Source organism: Micromonospora sp. NPDC048905 (assembly GCF_040649655.1).
Lineage (GTDB): Bacteria > Actinomycetota > Actinomycetes > Mycobacteriales > Micromonosporaceae > Micromonospora.
Map to the genome: position 1 here is coordinate 590,697 of NZ_JBEZFV010000004.1, position 15,914 is coordinate 606,610.

Annotated in this window: 13 protein-coding genes; 2 read left to right on the forward strand and 11 right to left on the reverse strand. The window is 69.8% G+C overall.

Features of this window, described 5'->3' with window-relative positions:
* Positions 1-28 precede the first annotated feature (28 nt).
* The 5 genes from AB0C01_RS14065 to AB0C01_RS14085 are packed head-to-tail and all read right to left on the reverse strand — an operon-like array spanning position 29 to position 6,749.
* The gene (locus AB0C01_RS14065; protein ID WP_357252392.1) at positions 29-1,447 is read right to left on the reverse strand and encodes an adenylosuccinate lyase family protein; all 1,419 of its coding nucleotides are present in this window, start codon (positions 1,445-1,447) and stop codon (positions 29-31) included.
* The gene (locus AB0C01_RS14070) at positions 1,447-3,423 is read right to left on the reverse strand and encodes an FAD/NAD(P)-binding protein (protein WP_357571297.1); all 1,977 of its coding nucleotides are present in this window, start codon (positions 3,421-3,423) and stop codon (positions 1,447-1,449) included. The genes AB0C01_RS14065 and AB0C01_RS14070 overlap by 1 nt, the downstream gene beginning before the upstream one ends.
* Entirely contained in the window at positions 3,420-4,628 is a 1,209-nt protein-coding gene (locus AB0C01_RS14075; RefSeq protein ID WP_357571298.1) for an FAD-dependent monooxygenase, read from the reverse strand. The genes AB0C01_RS14070 and AB0C01_RS14075 overlap by 4 nt, the downstream gene beginning before the upstream one ends.
* Positions 4,625-6,196, reverse strand: a complete 1,572-nt coding sequence (locus tag AB0C01_RS14080) for an AMP-binding protein (protein ID WP_357252401.1) — start codon at positions 6,194-6,196, stop codon at positions 4,625-4,627. Before AB0C01_RS14080 ends, AB0C01_RS14075 begins: the two co-directional genes overlap by 4 nt.
* Before the next feature lie 10 nt (positions 6,197-6,206).
* A complete protein-coding gene (locus AB0C01_RS14085; RefSeq protein ID WP_357252404.1) occupies positions 6,207-6,749 on the reverse strand; it encodes an SRPBCC family protein in 543 nt (180 codons plus the stop codon).
* Positions 6,750-7,013: 264 nt separating this feature from the next.
* On the opposite strand from AB0C01_RS14085, the gene AB0C01_RS14090 reads away from it, so the two are divergent.
* Complete coding sequence (locus AB0C01_RS14090; protein WP_357571299.1) at positions 7,014-8,792, forward strand: helix-turn-helix domain-containing protein; 1,779 nt, start codon at positions 7,014-7,016, stop codon at positions 8,790-8,792.
* Between the two features lie 11 nt (positions 8,793-8,803).
* Here AB0C01_RS14090 and AB0C01_RS14095 read toward each other — a convergent pair whose 3' ends face one another.
* Genes AB0C01_RS14095 through AB0C01_RS14110 form a run of 4 tightly spaced genes read right to left on the reverse strand, consistent with a single transcriptional unit; the run spans position 8,804 to position 12,463 of the window.
* A complete protein-coding gene (locus tag AB0C01_RS14095; RefSeq protein WP_357252410.1) occupies positions 8,804-9,787 on the reverse strand; it encodes an NADPH:quinone reductase in 984 nt (327 codons plus the stop codon).
* Entirely contained in the window at positions 9,784-10,629 is an 846-nt protein-coding gene (locus AB0C01_RS14100) for an arylamine N-acetyltransferase (protein WP_357252413.1), read from the reverse strand. The genes AB0C01_RS14095 and AB0C01_RS14100 overlap by 4 nt, the downstream gene beginning before the upstream one ends.
* Positions 10,630-10,632: 3 nt before the next feature.
* The gene (locus AB0C01_RS14105; RefSeq protein WP_357252416.1) at positions 10,633-11,442 is read right to left on the reverse strand and encodes an arylamine N-acetyltransferase; all 810 of its coding nucleotides are present in this window, start codon (positions 11,440-11,442) and stop codon (positions 10,633-10,635) included.
* 4 nt (positions 11,443-11,446) lie between these two features.
* Positions 11,447-12,463: an amidohydrolase family protein gene (locus tag AB0C01_RS14110; protein WP_357571300.1), complete on the reverse strand. Its 1,017-nt coding sequence runs from the start codon at positions 12,461-12,463 to the stop codon at positions 11,447-11,449.
* A 171-nt stretch (positions 12,464-12,634) separates the two neighbouring features.
* Here AB0C01_RS14110 and AB0C01_RS14115 point away from each other — a divergent pair, with 171 nt between their 5' ends.
* Positions 12,635-13,642: a ketoacyl-ACP synthase III gene (locus AB0C01_RS14115; protein ID WP_357571301.1), complete on the forward strand. Its 1,008-nt coding sequence runs from the start codon at positions 12,635-12,637 to the stop codon at positions 13,640-13,642.
* 55 nt (positions 13,643-13,697) lie between these two features.
* On the opposite strand, the gene AB0C01_RS14120 is transcribed toward AB0C01_RS14115, so the two are convergent.
* Both AB0C01_RS14120 and AB0C01_RS14125 read right to left on the reverse strand, forming a co-directional pair.
* Positions 13,698-15,134: a transposase gene (locus AB0C01_RS14120; protein WP_357571337.1), complete on the reverse strand. Its 1,437-nt coding sequence runs from the start codon at positions 15,132-15,134 to the stop codon at positions 13,698-13,700.
* A gap of 77 nt (positions 15,135-15,211) precedes the next feature.
* Complete coding sequence (locus AB0C01_RS14125; RefSeq protein ID WP_357571302.1) at positions 15,212-15,907, reverse strand: SDR family oxidoreductase; 696 nt, start codon at positions 15,905-15,907, stop codon at positions 15,212-15,214.
* Between the last annotated feature and the right edge of the window lie 7 nt (positions 15,908-15,914).

Genomic DNA, 15,914 nt, shown 5'->3' on the forward strand with positions numbered 1-15,914 from the left:
GAGCCGTATGGCGGGCCCGACCAGCTCATCACCGTGCTCCGTTAGGGCCCGGCCGGTCGCCGAGCACCCCGTCCACCAAGTGGCCCGCCGCGCCGAGATACCGGGTCGGATCGCCGATCCGAGCCAGGTCTTCGGCGGTGTAACGGTCCCGCAGTTCCGGTGTTTCCGCCAGAACGTCGAACAGGCTACGCAGGGTGGCCTCCGCTTCCGCGGAGGCCCGGGTCAGCACCTCCTTGATCCGGTCCCGGCCGACCGTACGGGAGAGCTGGGCGGCAATCCGCTCGGAGGTGAGCTGGCCGCGAGTGATCGTGAGGTTGGCAGCCATCCGGTCCGGGTGGACGACCAGCCCTCGTGCCAGTGTCACGGCCGTCTCGGCGGCACCGCCGGTCAGCCGCAGGCACTCGCGCAGCAACAACCACTCGGCGTGCCACACCCCGGCGGACCGCTCGTCCTCACTGACCAGCGCCTGGGTGAGTCCGGCCGCCATCGGCGCCACCTGGAGAGCGGCGCTGCGGATCAGCGTGGCGAAGACCGGATTCCGCTTGTGCGGCATTGCCGAGGAGGCACCTCGACCGCTGGCCGCAGGCTCCGCCACCTCTCCCACCTCGCTGCGGGCGAGCGAGAGCACGTCGACCGCGATCTTGCCCAGAGCGCCGGCCACGAAGGCGAGCACCGCGGCGAGGTCCGCCAACGGAGTACGCAGCGTGTGCCACGGCAGCGCCGGCCGGCTCAGCCCAGTCTCCTCCGCGAACGCCACCACCAGGCCGTCCACGTACTCGGGACCGGGCTCGGTGACGCCGTCCAGCGCCGCGTACTCGAGATAGCCGGCCAAGGTACCGGCCGCCCCGCCCAGCGACACGGGCAGGCCCTCGTCACGTACCCGACGCAGGCGGACACGCGCGTCCACCAGCAACTGGTGCCAGCCCGCCGCCTTCAGCCCGAATGTCGTGGGCGCGGCGTGCAGGGCCAGCGTGCGCCCGGCCATCGGCACGTCGCGGTGAACGAGGGCCAGCTCGGCGAAGGCGTCGGCGGCCTCGCCGAGATGGCCGTCCACCACGCCCAGTGCGTGGTGTGCGACCATCATCGCCGCAGTGTCCAAGATGTCCTGGCTGGTGGAGCCCCGATGAACGTACTCGGCGGATGCGGGGTCGAGCTCCGCGACGGCTCGGGTGAGTCGGCTGACGAGGGCCACCACCGGATTCGCGGTGTCCCGGGCGGCCAGCGCGATCTCCCGGAGGTCAAAGAGCTCGGCCCGGGCAGTACGGGTGATCACCGCGGCGGCCTGCAGCGGCATGGTGCCCAACCGGGCCTGCGCCCGGGCCAGCGCCGCCTCGGCGTCCAGCATGGCCTGCAGCCAGGCCCGGTCCCCGACGACCTGCTCGACCCTCGTGCCGGCGCGCACCGGCGACAGCAGCCCGCTGTCTACTGCCACGTCCACGTTGCCCATCACACGATCACCCCGTGGATGCCGGCGACCCCCGAGGCGTCACGGTCGGTCACCGTGGGCCCCACTGGCGGCAGTGACCTGAGTTCCGACGCGATCGCGTCGGCATCGGCCAGGATCACCGAGTCGACGCCGGGCCGGACGCCGGCCGCGGTGACCCAGTGCACCGACTCGGTGGGCACACCGAACGCGAACCGGCGAGGGTGGGCCTGGTCCTGGGCGTCGATGACCCGGTAGGGACGTTCGGTCACGGCCAGTCCTCCTGTTTCATGTCTGCCTCCGTTGCCGTACGGGATCCGGTACGGCCGGCATTGCTCGGTGTCGAGCATGTGGCGCAGCAACGGCTCGGCGGTGCCGGACAGATCCGCCTCGGGTAGTCGCGCCTCGATGAGAACTCCGGCACGCACCGGCGGCCCGGGCACCACCCGCGACGTCGCGACGAACGCCGGCGTCTGCGTGTCGATGACGATCTGGGTACCGGGCCCGGTCAGCTCCAGGACACCCGCCTCGATCAGCGCGACCATCTCCTCGACGCGCCGAGCCGGTGGACCGATCGACAGGAACGCGTTGAGCGGCGTGTACCACCCGGTCAGCTCGTCGCGGTAGGAGTCGCCGTCGATGCCGCCGTGATCGACCGCCAGGCGGATTTCGTTGCGCAGATCACGAAGAACGTCCAGAGCGGCCTTCAGCGGCCCATGAACATTGCCCGCGTGCGCCTCGGCCACGTCGCGAGCCAGGTACTCGATGAGCCAGGCCCGGAAATCATCCCGATTGCCGAAGGTGCGATCACGGTACGGATGGGCCAGCCGATCCCAGTCCCAGCGGTCCACCGTCGGTACCTGGCACTCGTCGAGCAGAGCCGCGTGCCGCCCTCGCGGCGCGGCCAGGTAGCGCTCCACGAAGGAATCGGCCTGGTCGACCGACCCCGCCCGGCGCAGCCACGTCGCGTAGTAGACGCTCTCCACCTCAGTGGCGATCAGTGGCCACAGGTCCCGCCGGAACCGGATCGACTCGCCGCGCGCACGACGCGCTCGCAACTGCGCCACCGCCTCCGCGGTCAGCAGCCGGGGCAGGTACCGGCCGGACACCCCCTTCTGGTTGTCGCCGCGGGCGTGCGCCGGCACTCCGCGCCGCGAACTGGCGTACAGCATCGGCTCGGCCCCGCTCGGTCGGTACCGCAGGCGCCGGTCGGCCCGGTCGAACGTTCCCCCCCGACCCACCGTCAGCAGGATCATAAAATCGAAGAAGGTCAGCCCGAGCCCCCGCAACAGCACCGGCTCACCCGCGACGATGTGATCCAGATCGACGTCGGCCGGACTGGCTGGGGGCAGGTAGGTCAGCCCGTGGATCCGGGACAAGCTCGCGGCGCGGGCCTGCCGGGGATCCAGCCGGGAGGCCACGTGACCCAGGGTGAGCACGACGGCGTCCAGGTGGTGCAGCCGGGTGCCGTCGGCCATGCGTACGCCCTGCGGGCCGCCGGTGACGCCCGAGGTGTCGGCGATCGCCACCGCCCGGGAACGGTGAGAGCGAACCGACATGTGCGGCGGCGCGTTCGCGACGACCCGACGGAAACTGTCCCGCAGGTAATGGCCGTAGAACGCCCGGCTGGGATAGTCGTCGGGGCCGAGTTCCCGGGCCTCGTCGAGGATGGCCTGGTCGTGCCCGCCGAGCGGGCCGAGCAGCGCCACGCTCTTCGCCCACTCGTAGAGGCTGGGTCCAGGCTCGATCGGGCCGCCCAGCCGAGAACTCGGGTCGGTGTAGACGGTGATCTGCGAGGCGACCGTATTGGTGAGCAGCAGCCGTGACTGGTCCGTGCGCCACACCGCGCCGGAACCAGGGACGGCGGGATCCACCACGTGCACGGTGATGCTGGCGCAGGCCCGATCGTGGCGTTCCTGGGCACAGAGTCGTTCCAGGACGGACAGGCCGCGCGGTCCGGCGCCGACGACACAGATCTCCAGATGACCGGTACGGGTCATTGCATGGCTTCACTCGGTCGTCGGGCGGCTACCCGAGCCCCGTGCATCCAGGCCACCGTGTCGTGCAGCTGTTCCGGCGCCATGGCGGCGAGTGCGCGGTTGCGGGCCGACGCGGCGTCGCCGGCAGCGTGCCAGAGCCGGATGCTGTCGCGGGAGATGCCCTGTACCGCCGAGGTTCGCTCCCGTCGCGCAGCGGCGTACTGGAGGAGCACCCGGCTCACCGGCTCGACGCCGTGGCCGAGCAGGTCGCCGAGTACCACCGCGTCCTCCAGGGCCTGGCAGGCCCCCTGCGCGGCGTAGTGCAGCATGGGGTGCGCGGCGTCGCCGAGCAGGGCGACCCGGCCGTCGGTCCAGCCGTCGATCGGTGGCCGGTCGACCAGCACCCAGGCACGCCAGTCGTCGCTCAGGCTCAGCAGGTCGCGGACCGCAGGGAGCTGGGACATCGCGGCCCGCACCAGGGCGCCCTCGGTCGGACGGCCGGCGATCAGCGTCGACGCGCCGTTGAAGTGGCTGGCCGCCATGTTGAGGTAGGCGCCGCCGCTGATCGGGTAGTGCACGAAGTGGCAGTCCGGGCCGGCCCACCAGGTGACGGCGTCCCGGCGTACCCGGGCGGGAACCCGGTCCATGGGGACGATGGCGCGGTATGCGGTGATGCCGGAGTTACGCGGCTCGCCGTCGTCGATCATCTGACGGCGGATCCGGGAGTGGATGCCGTCGGCTCCGATGATCACGTCGGCCGGCAGCTGTTCGCGGGAATCCAGATGGACGGTGGCGCCGGCCGCGGACTGTGTGTACCTGGCGACCGACGCGTTGGGGCGCAGGGTTATCCGGGGCCGCCCTCGGCAGGCGTCGAGCAGCTGGCGGTGCAGCTCTGCGCGATGGACCACCACGTACGGGCTGCCGAATCGACGCTCGTACTCCTCGGTCAGCGGCATGCTGGTGACGTGCTCGCCACTCACTCCGTCCATGAACCGCAGCTCGGACATCGCGACGGCGCTCGCCCGGACCTGCGGGCCCAGGCCCAGCACGTCCAGCGCGTACAGGCCGTTGGGCGCCAGCTGGATACCCGCGCCCAGCTCGGTGAACTCCGGCTGGCGTTCCAGGACCGTCACGTGATGTCCGTGTGCCGCCACCGCGAGGGCGACGGCGAGCCCGCCGATGCCGCCTCCGGCGACCAGGACACGTACGGGCGCTCGCGTGCTCATTTCGCCGCGCTGCCCCGGTCGAGCAGCTGTCGGGCCAGCTCCAGCCGCTTGATCTTGGTGGTGGCGGTCTCCGGGAGGTCCTGCAGACGCCACTGCACGGGCGGTGCCATGGCAGGCAGGGTGGCGACCGCGGCGGCCCAGCGGGCGATGTCGAGCGGGCGGTCCCCGTCAGTGCAGATCACCGGGACCGGTGGCCCTTGCGGAGCCGGCAGGATGATCACTTCGACGAGTTCGTCGAGTTGGGTGAAGAGGGTGTCCTCGACCGCGAGCGTGCTGCCGAACCCGTCGATCTCGTCCACCTCACGGTCCAGCAGGTGCAGGCAACCCCACCGGGTCCGGTAGCCCAGGTCGCCCATCCGCCACCACGATCCGTGACGCTGACCCTCGTACCGCTCCTGCTCGCCGAGGTAGGTCACGATGCGCCCGTCGGTACGCACCTCGATGTAGCCGGGATTCTCGGAGGTGGGGCGGCGCCCGTCCCGGCTCACCACCCGCACGTCGGTCATGCCGGGGAACGGCATGCCGACGCAGCGCCCGTCGGCGCCCTCCGGCCGCTTGCGGGTGAAGGCGCGGGCAGCCACCGGACCGACCTCGCTTTGCCCGTACAACTGACCGAAGACCGGATTCGGATACGCGGACGCCGCGAGCATCCGCCGCACGGTCCGTGGATGGATGGCATCGAACGTGCTGCTGAAGTAGCGCACCGCGGCGAGCGGCCGACGAGGGTCGTCCGCCAACCGCTCCCAGCGCAGGAACGAGTTGGGATGGGTCTCCAGCACGCCCGGCCGGTGGGCCGCGAACAGATCCGCGGCGCGGTCCGGGTCGTTGTCGGCCAGCACGATCAGCGGAAACCCCCGCAACAGGGTGATCGCCAGCGCGGTGAACAGCCGGGAGTGCACGAAGGAGACGTGAATGGCCACCGGGCAGCGGCGCCGGACCAGCGCGGCGATCGACGCCTGCGGTCGGTAGCGCGCCTGGAGCGTCCGGCTGGTGTGGACGGCGAGCTTCGGTATGCCGGTGGTGCCCGAGGTGTGGGTGATCAGGGTGGGCTGGTCCGGCGCCATGATGATCGGAGCGACCTCCGGCACGCCGGTGAGCGCCCGCAGGGCGGTGGTACGGGGATGCTCGCCGGCTGCGAGCAGCACCCCGGCGGTCTCGGTGAAGACCGGCTCCGGCAGCTCGTGCTCGAGCTTGGCGCGGTCGGTCAGCAGGTATGGCCGGCCGGCGCGACGGATCAGCTGAAGGACCGTGGCGCCGTCGAGCTGGGGAGAGAGCAGCACCGGCACGGCGCCGATCCGGGCCAGCGCGCATGCGGTCAGCGTGATGTCGAAATTGTGAGACTTGTACACCACCACGCGGTCCGTGGGCCGCACCCCCGCGGCGTGCAGCCGGGAGGCGAGGTCGGCGATCAGGTCGGCGATGGCACCGACGGTGATCCGCCGCCCCAGCTCCGGCGCCACGTCGAGGTCGTGGTCGAGGGTGATGTCGGTGCCCGGGTGGGCGGCCGCGGCTCGCTCGAAGAGCGTGCCCAATTGGATGCCTCGGTTGGCGATTCTCTGTAGAAACATGTCAGGACTCCTACCGCTCGCTCTCGACGATCGCCCTGATGCGGCGCAGCGTCTCGTGCAGGTCGGCGCCGACCTTGGCGCCCCATTCGGTGATGAACCGCCGGCGCTCGTCGTCGCCCATGTCCTGGGTGATCTTCCGGATTCCCTCGGTGGGCGTATCCATCCGGAAGTGGTGCACGAGCCGGCAGCCGTTCGGCTCCCGGATCATCCGGAAGGCCCACACGCTCGTCTGGGCACGGCCCTGGCTGTCTCGCATCGCCCAGCTGAACTCCGTGCCGGGGACGGCCGTGTGGATCTCCGCCTCGGTGGTCCAGGTGCCGCGAACGACCGGCGCCCAGGAGACGACGTCCTCGCCGCGCAGGTTGTGCCCGCGGAACACCGCGCCGGGCGTACCGGGGGTGCCGCTGATCCACTCGCCTCCGGTGCACTCGGGACTCCACTCCCGGCTGCGGGGAAGGTCGCTGACGAGCGCGTACACCTCGGTCGGGGTGGCTTCGACGATGAGTTCCGCCTGTGCTTCGAACAGTGGCGTGGTGGTCTCGGTTTGGGCCATGGGGAGAATCGTCGGTAACGACTTCCGGGGGGGTCAAAGCGTTCGAAGCTGATCCATCAGGTCGCCACCGTCGCTCGCGCCGACCGGCGAATTACTTGATTCACGCCATATTCTTCGCGCCGTCCGACGCTCTAGCCTGGATCTCGGGTAGCGATCCAAGTGCGCGGCGTGACGATGGGTGATGTGACATGCACACCCGCTCGGCATCGTCGGGAGGTGCCGCGCGCCAACGCCCGGGACGCGACTATGGACACGGGGAGAGTCATGTCTACGAAGATCGACCAAGGCACCACCGTGCTTGCAGAACCGCTGCTGTCGGCCCACCCACGTTACGGATTCGTACACGTCGCTGAGCCGGACGGAGTTGCCGACCAGGTGCAGGGCCTCGTCCCACCGCAGGACGAGGGAACCCTGCTCCAGGACATCGCCCGTCAGGGGCGGCGGCTGCTCGACGCACCTGTCGCATTCGTCGCCGTCGTGTCCGAGGAGGGGCCCGCGATCACCGTACGCGCGGTGGACGGCTCCGGCATGGGCAGCGAACTGCGCCTGCCGGGGAACCACCCGTCCGCTGCGGCGCTGCTCGACGGCTTGTCTCTCTGGTGTCTCTCGGACGATGCCCGGGGGGCCGCCGGACAGCCCTTGGTCGGCCCGCGCGATCCCCGCGAGGAACCGTTGCACCCGGTGATCGCCGTACGACTCGGCCGCGTTCATGGATCCGCCCCCCGCCGTTCGGTCACCGCGCTGTACCTCAGCGACCGGCGGCCCCGGGCGATCATCGTCAGCGAGCGCATCCAGCTGACCTCGTTCGCCCGGCTGGCCGGCGCGGCGATGGAAAAGACGCAACTGCTCGACCTCGCGATCGCCCGGCTCTATGGGCTCGAGCAGCAGTCCGCCCGCGCGGCCGCCGACCTGGACCGGCTACAGGCTCTGCGCTCGGTGCACTACGGCTTCATCGACCTGGCCGTCGCTAGGGGTGACGCGCAGGCTTTCGTCGACGAGGCGGACCGGCGGATCGGCGGATCGGTGCGTCTGTGCACCGCCGACGGCCTCGTGGTTGCCGCGAGCCGCCCCACGGCGGGACGCGGCGACCGCACCGAGGCGCTCCCTGGTCCGGCCACCTCCGGCCGGGATCCGATCACCCACGACGTGCGTTCCTGGGTGGTCCCGGTACTGGCCGGTGACCGGCGAATGGGAAGCCTGCTCGTCGAGATCGACAAAGCGCCGGGCGAGCCCGATCACCAGCTACTGCTCCTGATCGGCCAGGCGGCGGCGGTCATCCTGCGGCAACTCGACGACAGCATGGAGAGTCAGGCCCGGCGGGCACTGCTCAATGAAATGATCACCTCGCCGAAGCCCGCCGACACACTCGTGGAACAGGCCCGCAGGCTCGACGTCCACCTGGACCGGCCGTACGTCGTGGTGGTCCTGCGTCCGGACGGCGTCAGCCCGCACTGGGCGTCGGTGTGGAGCGCGGCATTCGCCGCCCGTAGCGGTGGGCTGTCCGCCATGCACGACGGCGACATCGTGCTGCTCCTGCCGGGAGACACCGACCCGGCCGAGGTCGCCCGAACGGCCGCCGACGAGTCGCGATCGCTCTTCGGCCGGCCGGTGACGGCAGCCGCCTCCAACCCCAGTTCCGGCCCCGTAGGCGTGGCCGCACGGTACCGGCAGGCCCTGCGCTGCCTGGAAATCATGATCCTGATGGACCTGGGCGGCCGTGGCGTATCCGTGCAGGAGCTCGGTTTCCTGCCCATGCTGCTGGCCGGACGGGAGGGCATCGACCAGTTCATCGACACCACGCTCCAGCCGATCCTGGACTACGACCGGCACCGCAACGGCGACCTGGGCCGAACGCTCGACGCGTACTTCCAGTCCGGGCGCAGCCCGACCAACGCGGCGAAACTGCTGCACATGCACCCGAACACCGTCACCCGGCGGCTGGAGCGGGTGACACGGCTGCTCGGCTCGACCTGGCAGCGCCCCTCACGGGCACTGGAGATACAGCTCGCGCTCCGCCTCCACCGCCTGCTCACCGAGCTGTGACACCCGCCGGGTCAGCCGGGTACGACGAGTGCCCGGCGCCCGCGCATCTCTCCGTCCTCCACCATCTGGTGCACCTTCGCCATCTCGGACAACGGGAAGCGGACCACCTCCCGTGGGTTCAGCCGGCCCGCGGCCAGCAGCCGGTTGACGGCGCCGGCAGCCTCCGCGAGTTCGGCGGTCGTCGCGTGCGAGATGACGAAGCCGACGATCGACCGATCCATCATGTAAAGGTCACCGACGGGCAGTACCGGCCTGGTTCGGGCACCGGCGAGCAACACGATCCGGCCGCGGGCCGCGAGCCGCCCGACCACCAGATCCAGATCGTTGGTGCCGGAGGTGTCCAGGTAGATGCCGATGCCCTCCGGGCAGGCCGCCGACAACCGTTCCCCGAGATCGGGCGCCGCGTAGTCGATGACCTCCGCAGCGCCCGCGGACCGGCAGAACGTCTCGTCCCGGGGCGCGGCGGTCGCCACCACGCGACCTCCCAGGGCCACCGCCAGCGTGATCAACGCCGTGCCGACGTTGCCGCCGCCCCCGCCGACCACTACCGTCTCGCCGGGACGCAGGCGTCCGTGCACGGCCAACGCCAGGTACGCGGTCGCGGCCGGATGCAGCACGGTTACCGCCTCCGCCGACGCCTCCGCAGGCAGGTGATAGAGCCGGTCCGCGGGCACCACGACCCGCTGCGCCGCGGCGCCCTGGCGGCCTCCGTGGCCGAGGCTGTTGCACCAGACCCGGTCCCCGGCGTGGAACTCGGCGACACCATCACCGGAGCGTGCGACCACACCGACCAGGTCGCGGCCCACGACGAACGGCAGCGGGACGTGCGTCCGGAACGCGCCCGAGCGGACAAACGTGTCGACATGATTGACCGTCGTGGCCACGACGTCGACAAGCACGTCGGTCGGTCCGGGATGCGGCGTGGGTAGGTCGCCGTACCGGATCGCGGCGGCCGGCCCGAGCCGGTCGATGTACGCGGCACGCACGGTCGTCACCGCAGCACCAGGCTCTTAAGGCCGTCGTCACTCTGGAAGAAGGACATGCGCATGGAATCGTCGGCGTACGGACCCGGCGCCGGGGGCTCGTCCATGGTGATCCCGAACCAACGCTGGTACGCCTCGAGCACGGCGGCGTCGCCGACCAGGATCTCGGTGGTCTGCCGGCCGTCGGCGAGGACGGTCAGCTTGTTGCCCTGCAGGGTGACGCGGCCATTCTCCAGGGGCAGGGAGCAGAACATGTTCTGCAGGAACGGTGACGCCGGATGGGTGCGGTACCACCACAGGTTCTGCCGGAAGTCTGGCAACTCGGCCGGCTCGTCATAGAAGCGGTACTGCAGCAGATCGTTGCGGTACACGTCGGTGGTGTCCGGCTCCGGGCGTCGTGTGCTGAACCGGCCGTGCGGATCCACATGCGGCTCGGTCGTGCCGAGCCGCATCGGAAAACGACTGCTCTTGCCGAAGCCGACGTCGGACATCCAGCGTGAGCCGGTGTCCGGAAAGTGGACGGTCATCATCACGTGATTGTGCGGGGCGGTGAACCGCCCGGAGATCCAGACCCGGCACTGGTGCAGCGTCACCGGGAAGTTCAGTGCCTGCAACAGCAGGTAGAAAGCGGTGTTGATCTCGTAGCAGCCGCCGCCCCGCCGCCGGTACACCACCTTGTCCACGATCCGCTCGTCCATGTAGATCTCGTGACCGAGGTGATAGTCGATGCTCTCAAACGGCACCGTGAGGGTGTGCCGCTCCTGCAGGTCACGCAGTGCGGCGAGGTCCGGGCGCTCGGGCCGGTCGGCGCCGATCCGGACCAGGTAGTCCTGCACATGCTGCTCGGTCAGCACGGTTCAGTCCTGTTCGTACGACATACGCATTGACTTGTTGGCGTGCGGGCTCGGCACCGGCGGCTTGTCGAGCGTGATGCCGAAGTACTTGTCGTACGCCGCCAGCAGATCCTCGTCGTTGGTGATCCGTTCGATCCGCCGCTGATCCCCGTCGATCACCACGAGCTTGTTCTCGCGCAGGATGACCCGCCCGTTCTCCGTCGGCAGCGTGGTGGACAGGTTCTTCAGGAACGGCGAGTCGGGCGAGGTGCGGTACCACCACACGACCTGCATGCCGTCGCTGGCCACGATCGGCTCGTCGTAGAAGCGGAACTGCAACACGTCGGCCCGGTAGACGTCGGTGGCGTTGTCGGCGACCCGCTTGGTCGAGAAGGTGCCGTGCGGGTCGTCCTGCGGCTGCGGCGACTCCAGCAACAGCGGATAGCGACTACTGCGGCCCAGCCCCACATCGACCAGCCACCGATCGTCACCGAACCGCACGGTGCTCACGGAGTGGTTGTACGGGGGCGTGAATTCCTGCCCGAGCCAGACCCGGCCCTGGTGCATGGTGATGTCGAAGCCCAGCGATTCAAGCAGATAGTGGAACGAGGTGTTGATCTCCCCGCAGCCGCCGCCCCGGCGCTGGTACACGATCTTCTCGACCACGCGCTCGTCGACGAAGATCTCCTTGCCGAGGTGGTAGTCGATGGTCTCGAACGGCACCGTCAGCGAGTGTCGCGCGTGCAGCAGCCGCAGCGCGTCGGCGTCGAGACGCTCCGGCCGCGAGGTGCCGATCCGGTCCAGGTAAGCGGCGACCGTCGTGTCGTCGAGCATGTCTTCACCTCTCTGTGGATGGGAAGCTCTCCGTGGGGCGGAAGCGGGGAAAGAGCCTCTCCGCGTTGGCGCGATTGACCGCGGCCCATTCCGGCGGGTCGAACTGCGCGAGGCGAGCCACTCCCGCACCGTTCGAGGCGCCAAAGCTCTCCGGCATGAACGGGTAGTCGGAGCCGACCAAGATTCGTTCGACGTTGGCGAAGAGCCGGAGTGAGGCGAGCGAGTGCCGGCCACCACACATCGCCACGTCGAAATACAACCGTCGGAGCACGGCGATCGGATCGTCGGGGAGGCGGGCGGCGAGCTCGCCGTTGATGATCGAGCCATAGGTGAGCCGGTCGGCGTAGTAGCTGATCCCACCACCGCCATGCGGCAGGATCATCGGCAGGTCAGGGAATCTTTCCAGGGTGCCGTTGTAGAGAAGCTGGGCGGCCAGCCGCACCGACTCGAACGGGAACTCGTAGAGGGAGAGCGGCAGGCCGAAGGTGGGCTGGCCGACCGAGGGCGGAACTCCCGGGTGGATGAAGATCGGTGTACGCCGCCGCTCGGCCTCGGCCAGCAGCGGATCGAGCCGACGGTCCCCGACGTAGATCCCGTCGTAGTTGGTCAGCAGCCCGAGCCCGTCGAGGCCGAGCACGTCGATCGCGTACACGAACTCCTCGACGCAGTCGTCGAGGTGCGGGAACGGCAGGACCGCGAACGCGCCGAAACGGCCAGCGCCGTCGGCCACGAATTCGGCGAGATACTCGTTCAGTCGGCGCGCGAAAGCGCGGGATCGGGAACGCTCCAGCATCGGCACGCCCGGCCACAGGTTGACCACGGCCGCGCGTATTCCCTGCCGATCCATCATGGCGAGACTGCTGGCGACGCTCCAGGACGGCCGATCGACACCGGAAAGCACAGCGACGCCGCCCATATCGCGGACCGCTGCGCTGTAAAAGTCGGGAATGATGTGGTGGTGCACGTCGATGGCATCCATCCACGGCGATCCGGCCGGCTCGTTGTCGGGGTTGACGTCCACATTCGAATCCTTGCGATCGCACATGTCCCTGCCAAGGACGCCGGGGCTAATGTGTCATCTCTCTTTCGACTGTTGCTCGGGCGGTCCGGGTGCCATACATTAAGCGACAAAATCCGTGCCCGTCCGTATCGCTTTCGTCGACGGGCTCCGGCGAAGGAATGGATTTGGTGAATGCTCACATTTCCACGAGGCGAACGGCCGGTCGGCGTGCTCGGCACCGGCTCGTACCTGCCGGGCAGGGTGGTGACCAACGCCGAGGCGGCCGAGCACGCCGGCGTGACCGGCGACTGGGTGTTCGAGAAGACGGCGATCCGGGAACGGCGATGGGCCAAGGCCGACGAGGCGACCTCTGACCTCGCGATCAGCGCCGCGCGAATGGCCCTCGCGGATGCCGGCATCGACGCCGCGGACCTGGCGCTCGTCATCGTGGCCACCTCGACCCCGGATTCCCCGCAACCCCCCACCGCCAGCATCGTCGCGAGCGAGATCGGCGCTGGCCGCGGCGCGGTCGCGTTTGATGTCAACGCGGTGTGCAGCGGCTTCAGCTATGGCCTGGCCGTCGCCGAGCGGCTGGTGGCCGCGAATGGCGACCGCCCGGCGCTGGTGATCGGCGCCGACGTCTACTCGCGCATCCTGTCTCCGCGCGATCGCCGCACGACGGTCCTCTTCGGTGACGGGGCCGGAGCCGCGGTGATCGGCGTCGGCGCGACGCACAGCATCCTTGCCACCCGGCTGGTCAGCTTCAGCGAGGCGCACGGCCTGGTCGGGGTGGCGGCCGGCGGCAGCCGCTTGCCGGCCTCGGAGCAAACCATGCGTGACGGCTCGCACTACTTCACCATGGACGGGCGCGGTGTACGCGACTTCATCGACGACCACGTGACCCCCGGCATCGCCGGGTTCCTGTCCGAGCACGGGATACGGCCGCAGGAGATCAGCCACCTGGTGTCACACCAGGCCAACGGACGGATCCTCGCCACCATGGCGGATCGGCTCGGAGTGTCGTTCGAGCGGTTCGCCACCACGTTGGGCGTCTACGGCAACACCGGGGCGGCGTCGGTACCGATCACCTACGACCAGCTGCGCCGCTCGGGTGCGGTCCGCCCCGGTGACCTGCTACTCCTCGCCGCGTTTGGTGGCGGGATGACCATGGGGATAACTCTTCTGCAGGTGGCCCGGTAGAAGGAACTCGGGTACGGCGGGCGCCGCCGCGGTGAGCGCGGCGCCCGCCCACCGCTCAGGACGTACGCCGGAGGGCCGGTTCCGCGCAGTCCCGCGCCGCGAGGACGGTGTGCGCCGCCGAGGCCAGCGTGACGTGTCGATGCCAGCCCCGGTACGAGCGACCGGTGAAGGCGCGCAGACCCACCCGGTCACCGGTCATCTCCAGATCGTGTCCCACCCGTGGGACCAACGACGTCAGGCGGACCAGGTCAGCGAGGCCGACATCGCCGCGGCTGGTCAGCCACAACTGGCCGGGACCGGACCCGCCGGGCGCGCTGAGCTCGACCATGAGCAGTGGGTCGTGTGCCCGGGTGCTGGGCAACCGAACCGCGACGGTGCCGGCCAGCACCGGCGGATTCGCCGTCAGGCCAAAGACCGGCCGCCGGCTGTGCCGTGCCGCCGCCGCCAGGTCACCGGCGCACTCGGCGGCCGATCGCCCGGAGGCGACTAGGCGCAGACCGGCTGGGATGCGGATCAGCACCGGCGCGCCACTGGCGCGGAGCCGACGGACCACCATCCCGGCCTCCATCTCCCGTGCGTCGACCAGCACGAGGTCGTCCGCCGCAACCCCCAGTTCGAGATAGGTCTCCACGGTGCAGGCGCCCAGGGACTGCGCGACCATGTCGTCCGGGATGGCCGCGCGCCGCCGGCGGTGCTCGTCGGCCAGCCAGTCCTCGTTGAGGTGCAGACGCCAGTTGACCGGGGCGACGAAGTCGGGCGTGGCGGCCCAGAGGCCCACGGCGTGCTGCGCGTTGAGCGACTGTCCCAGGCCTGGCGAGTACTTCCGGCCTACCCCCACCGAGTGCGTCCCGGCCTTGCGGATCAACGTCGGGTGCAGCACCCAGGCCGACACGTTGGCAACCCGGGTGACATGGCGGGTGAGTGCCTGGCGGACCGGCATCCAGTCCCAGGTGGAATCGCTTACGAAATGGTGCAACGCCTGCTCTGCCGCGGGTTCTGCCGATATGGCGGCAATGTTGCGAATGGATTTGCGCCCACGGGTCAGGAGGAGCCCTCGGATGTATTCCATGCCACGCCTGCGTTGGTCACTTCGCGGTAGTCCGGCCAAGATGTCCGTACACAAGTCCGTGACGTCGTCGTGCAGACGCATCCTGCCTCCTCGGGGCATCCAGCGGCGAACACAATGAGCTTGTAATGCGCAGCGGGGATGGTCGAGGTGCTGACAGCACCGCCTTTGAGGCAGCGGTGGTTGCCGGAGGCGCATCTCACGCGATGACGCCGGAGAGAGCGACTCGGACGGCGCTGAACCTGACATAATCGATTGCCGGCAAATGTTGAGGCCCGCCGGGGTCGTCCACGACGGGCCTTGGTAGATCGGTCTCTCCTGGTGGAATCCACGTGATGCCCTGGTGACCGCAGCCGGCTGATCGTGCGGCGTCCACGCCGGTACAGGCGACCTGATGACCGCGGTCGACCTCCCCGCCCGGACCATCTCCCGGCTGATGGGCCTGGCTGGGCAGCCGACCGTCGCCCCGGCCGCTGCTGTCGCGGCAGCCGGGGCGATGCCGTTCACTTGCCGATGTGAAGCGCTTCCCGGACGAACATCTGGGCGAACGTCGGGGCGCCGGTGGTCGTGACCACGTCGATGAACTGACCGAGGTGATTGTCTCCGGTCGCCTCGCGAATCAGCAGGTCAGCAAGATCGATGCGGGACGTGAACCGGCCGGGCAGCCGGCGCGGCTCGGCGCGGTAGTCGGTGACGACGTCGCCGTCGAACAGACCGGCGGGACGGATCACCGTCCAGTCCAGGCCGCTCGCCTCGACCAGCTTCTCCATCCGGGCCATGTCGTCGTAGACGGTGCGGCCCATCCGGAGCAGGATCGGCGCGATGATCTTCTTGAAGGTGAACGTCTCACCCTCGGCGTGCTCGCCGGTGGTGCCGGTCGACGTCACGCAGACCAGTCGGCGCAGGCCGTGGTCCTTCATCGCGGCGATGATGTTGGCCGCCCCCTGCGAGTAGACCCGCACCGTCTCCTTCGTGTACGGGACGCCGAGACTGGAAATGACCGCCTGCTGCCCCGCGATCACGGCGTCCACCGCGGCCGCGTTCAGCACATCCGTGCCGACCACCCGCAGCCCCGCTCCACTGAGCGGGAAGGACTCCGGGCGGCGGGTCACCGCCGTGACGAGGTGTCCCCGAGCCAGTGCCATCTCCGTGGTCAGCCGGCCGGTCGGGCCGTTCGCGCCGAACACCACGAGTTTCATCGAACCT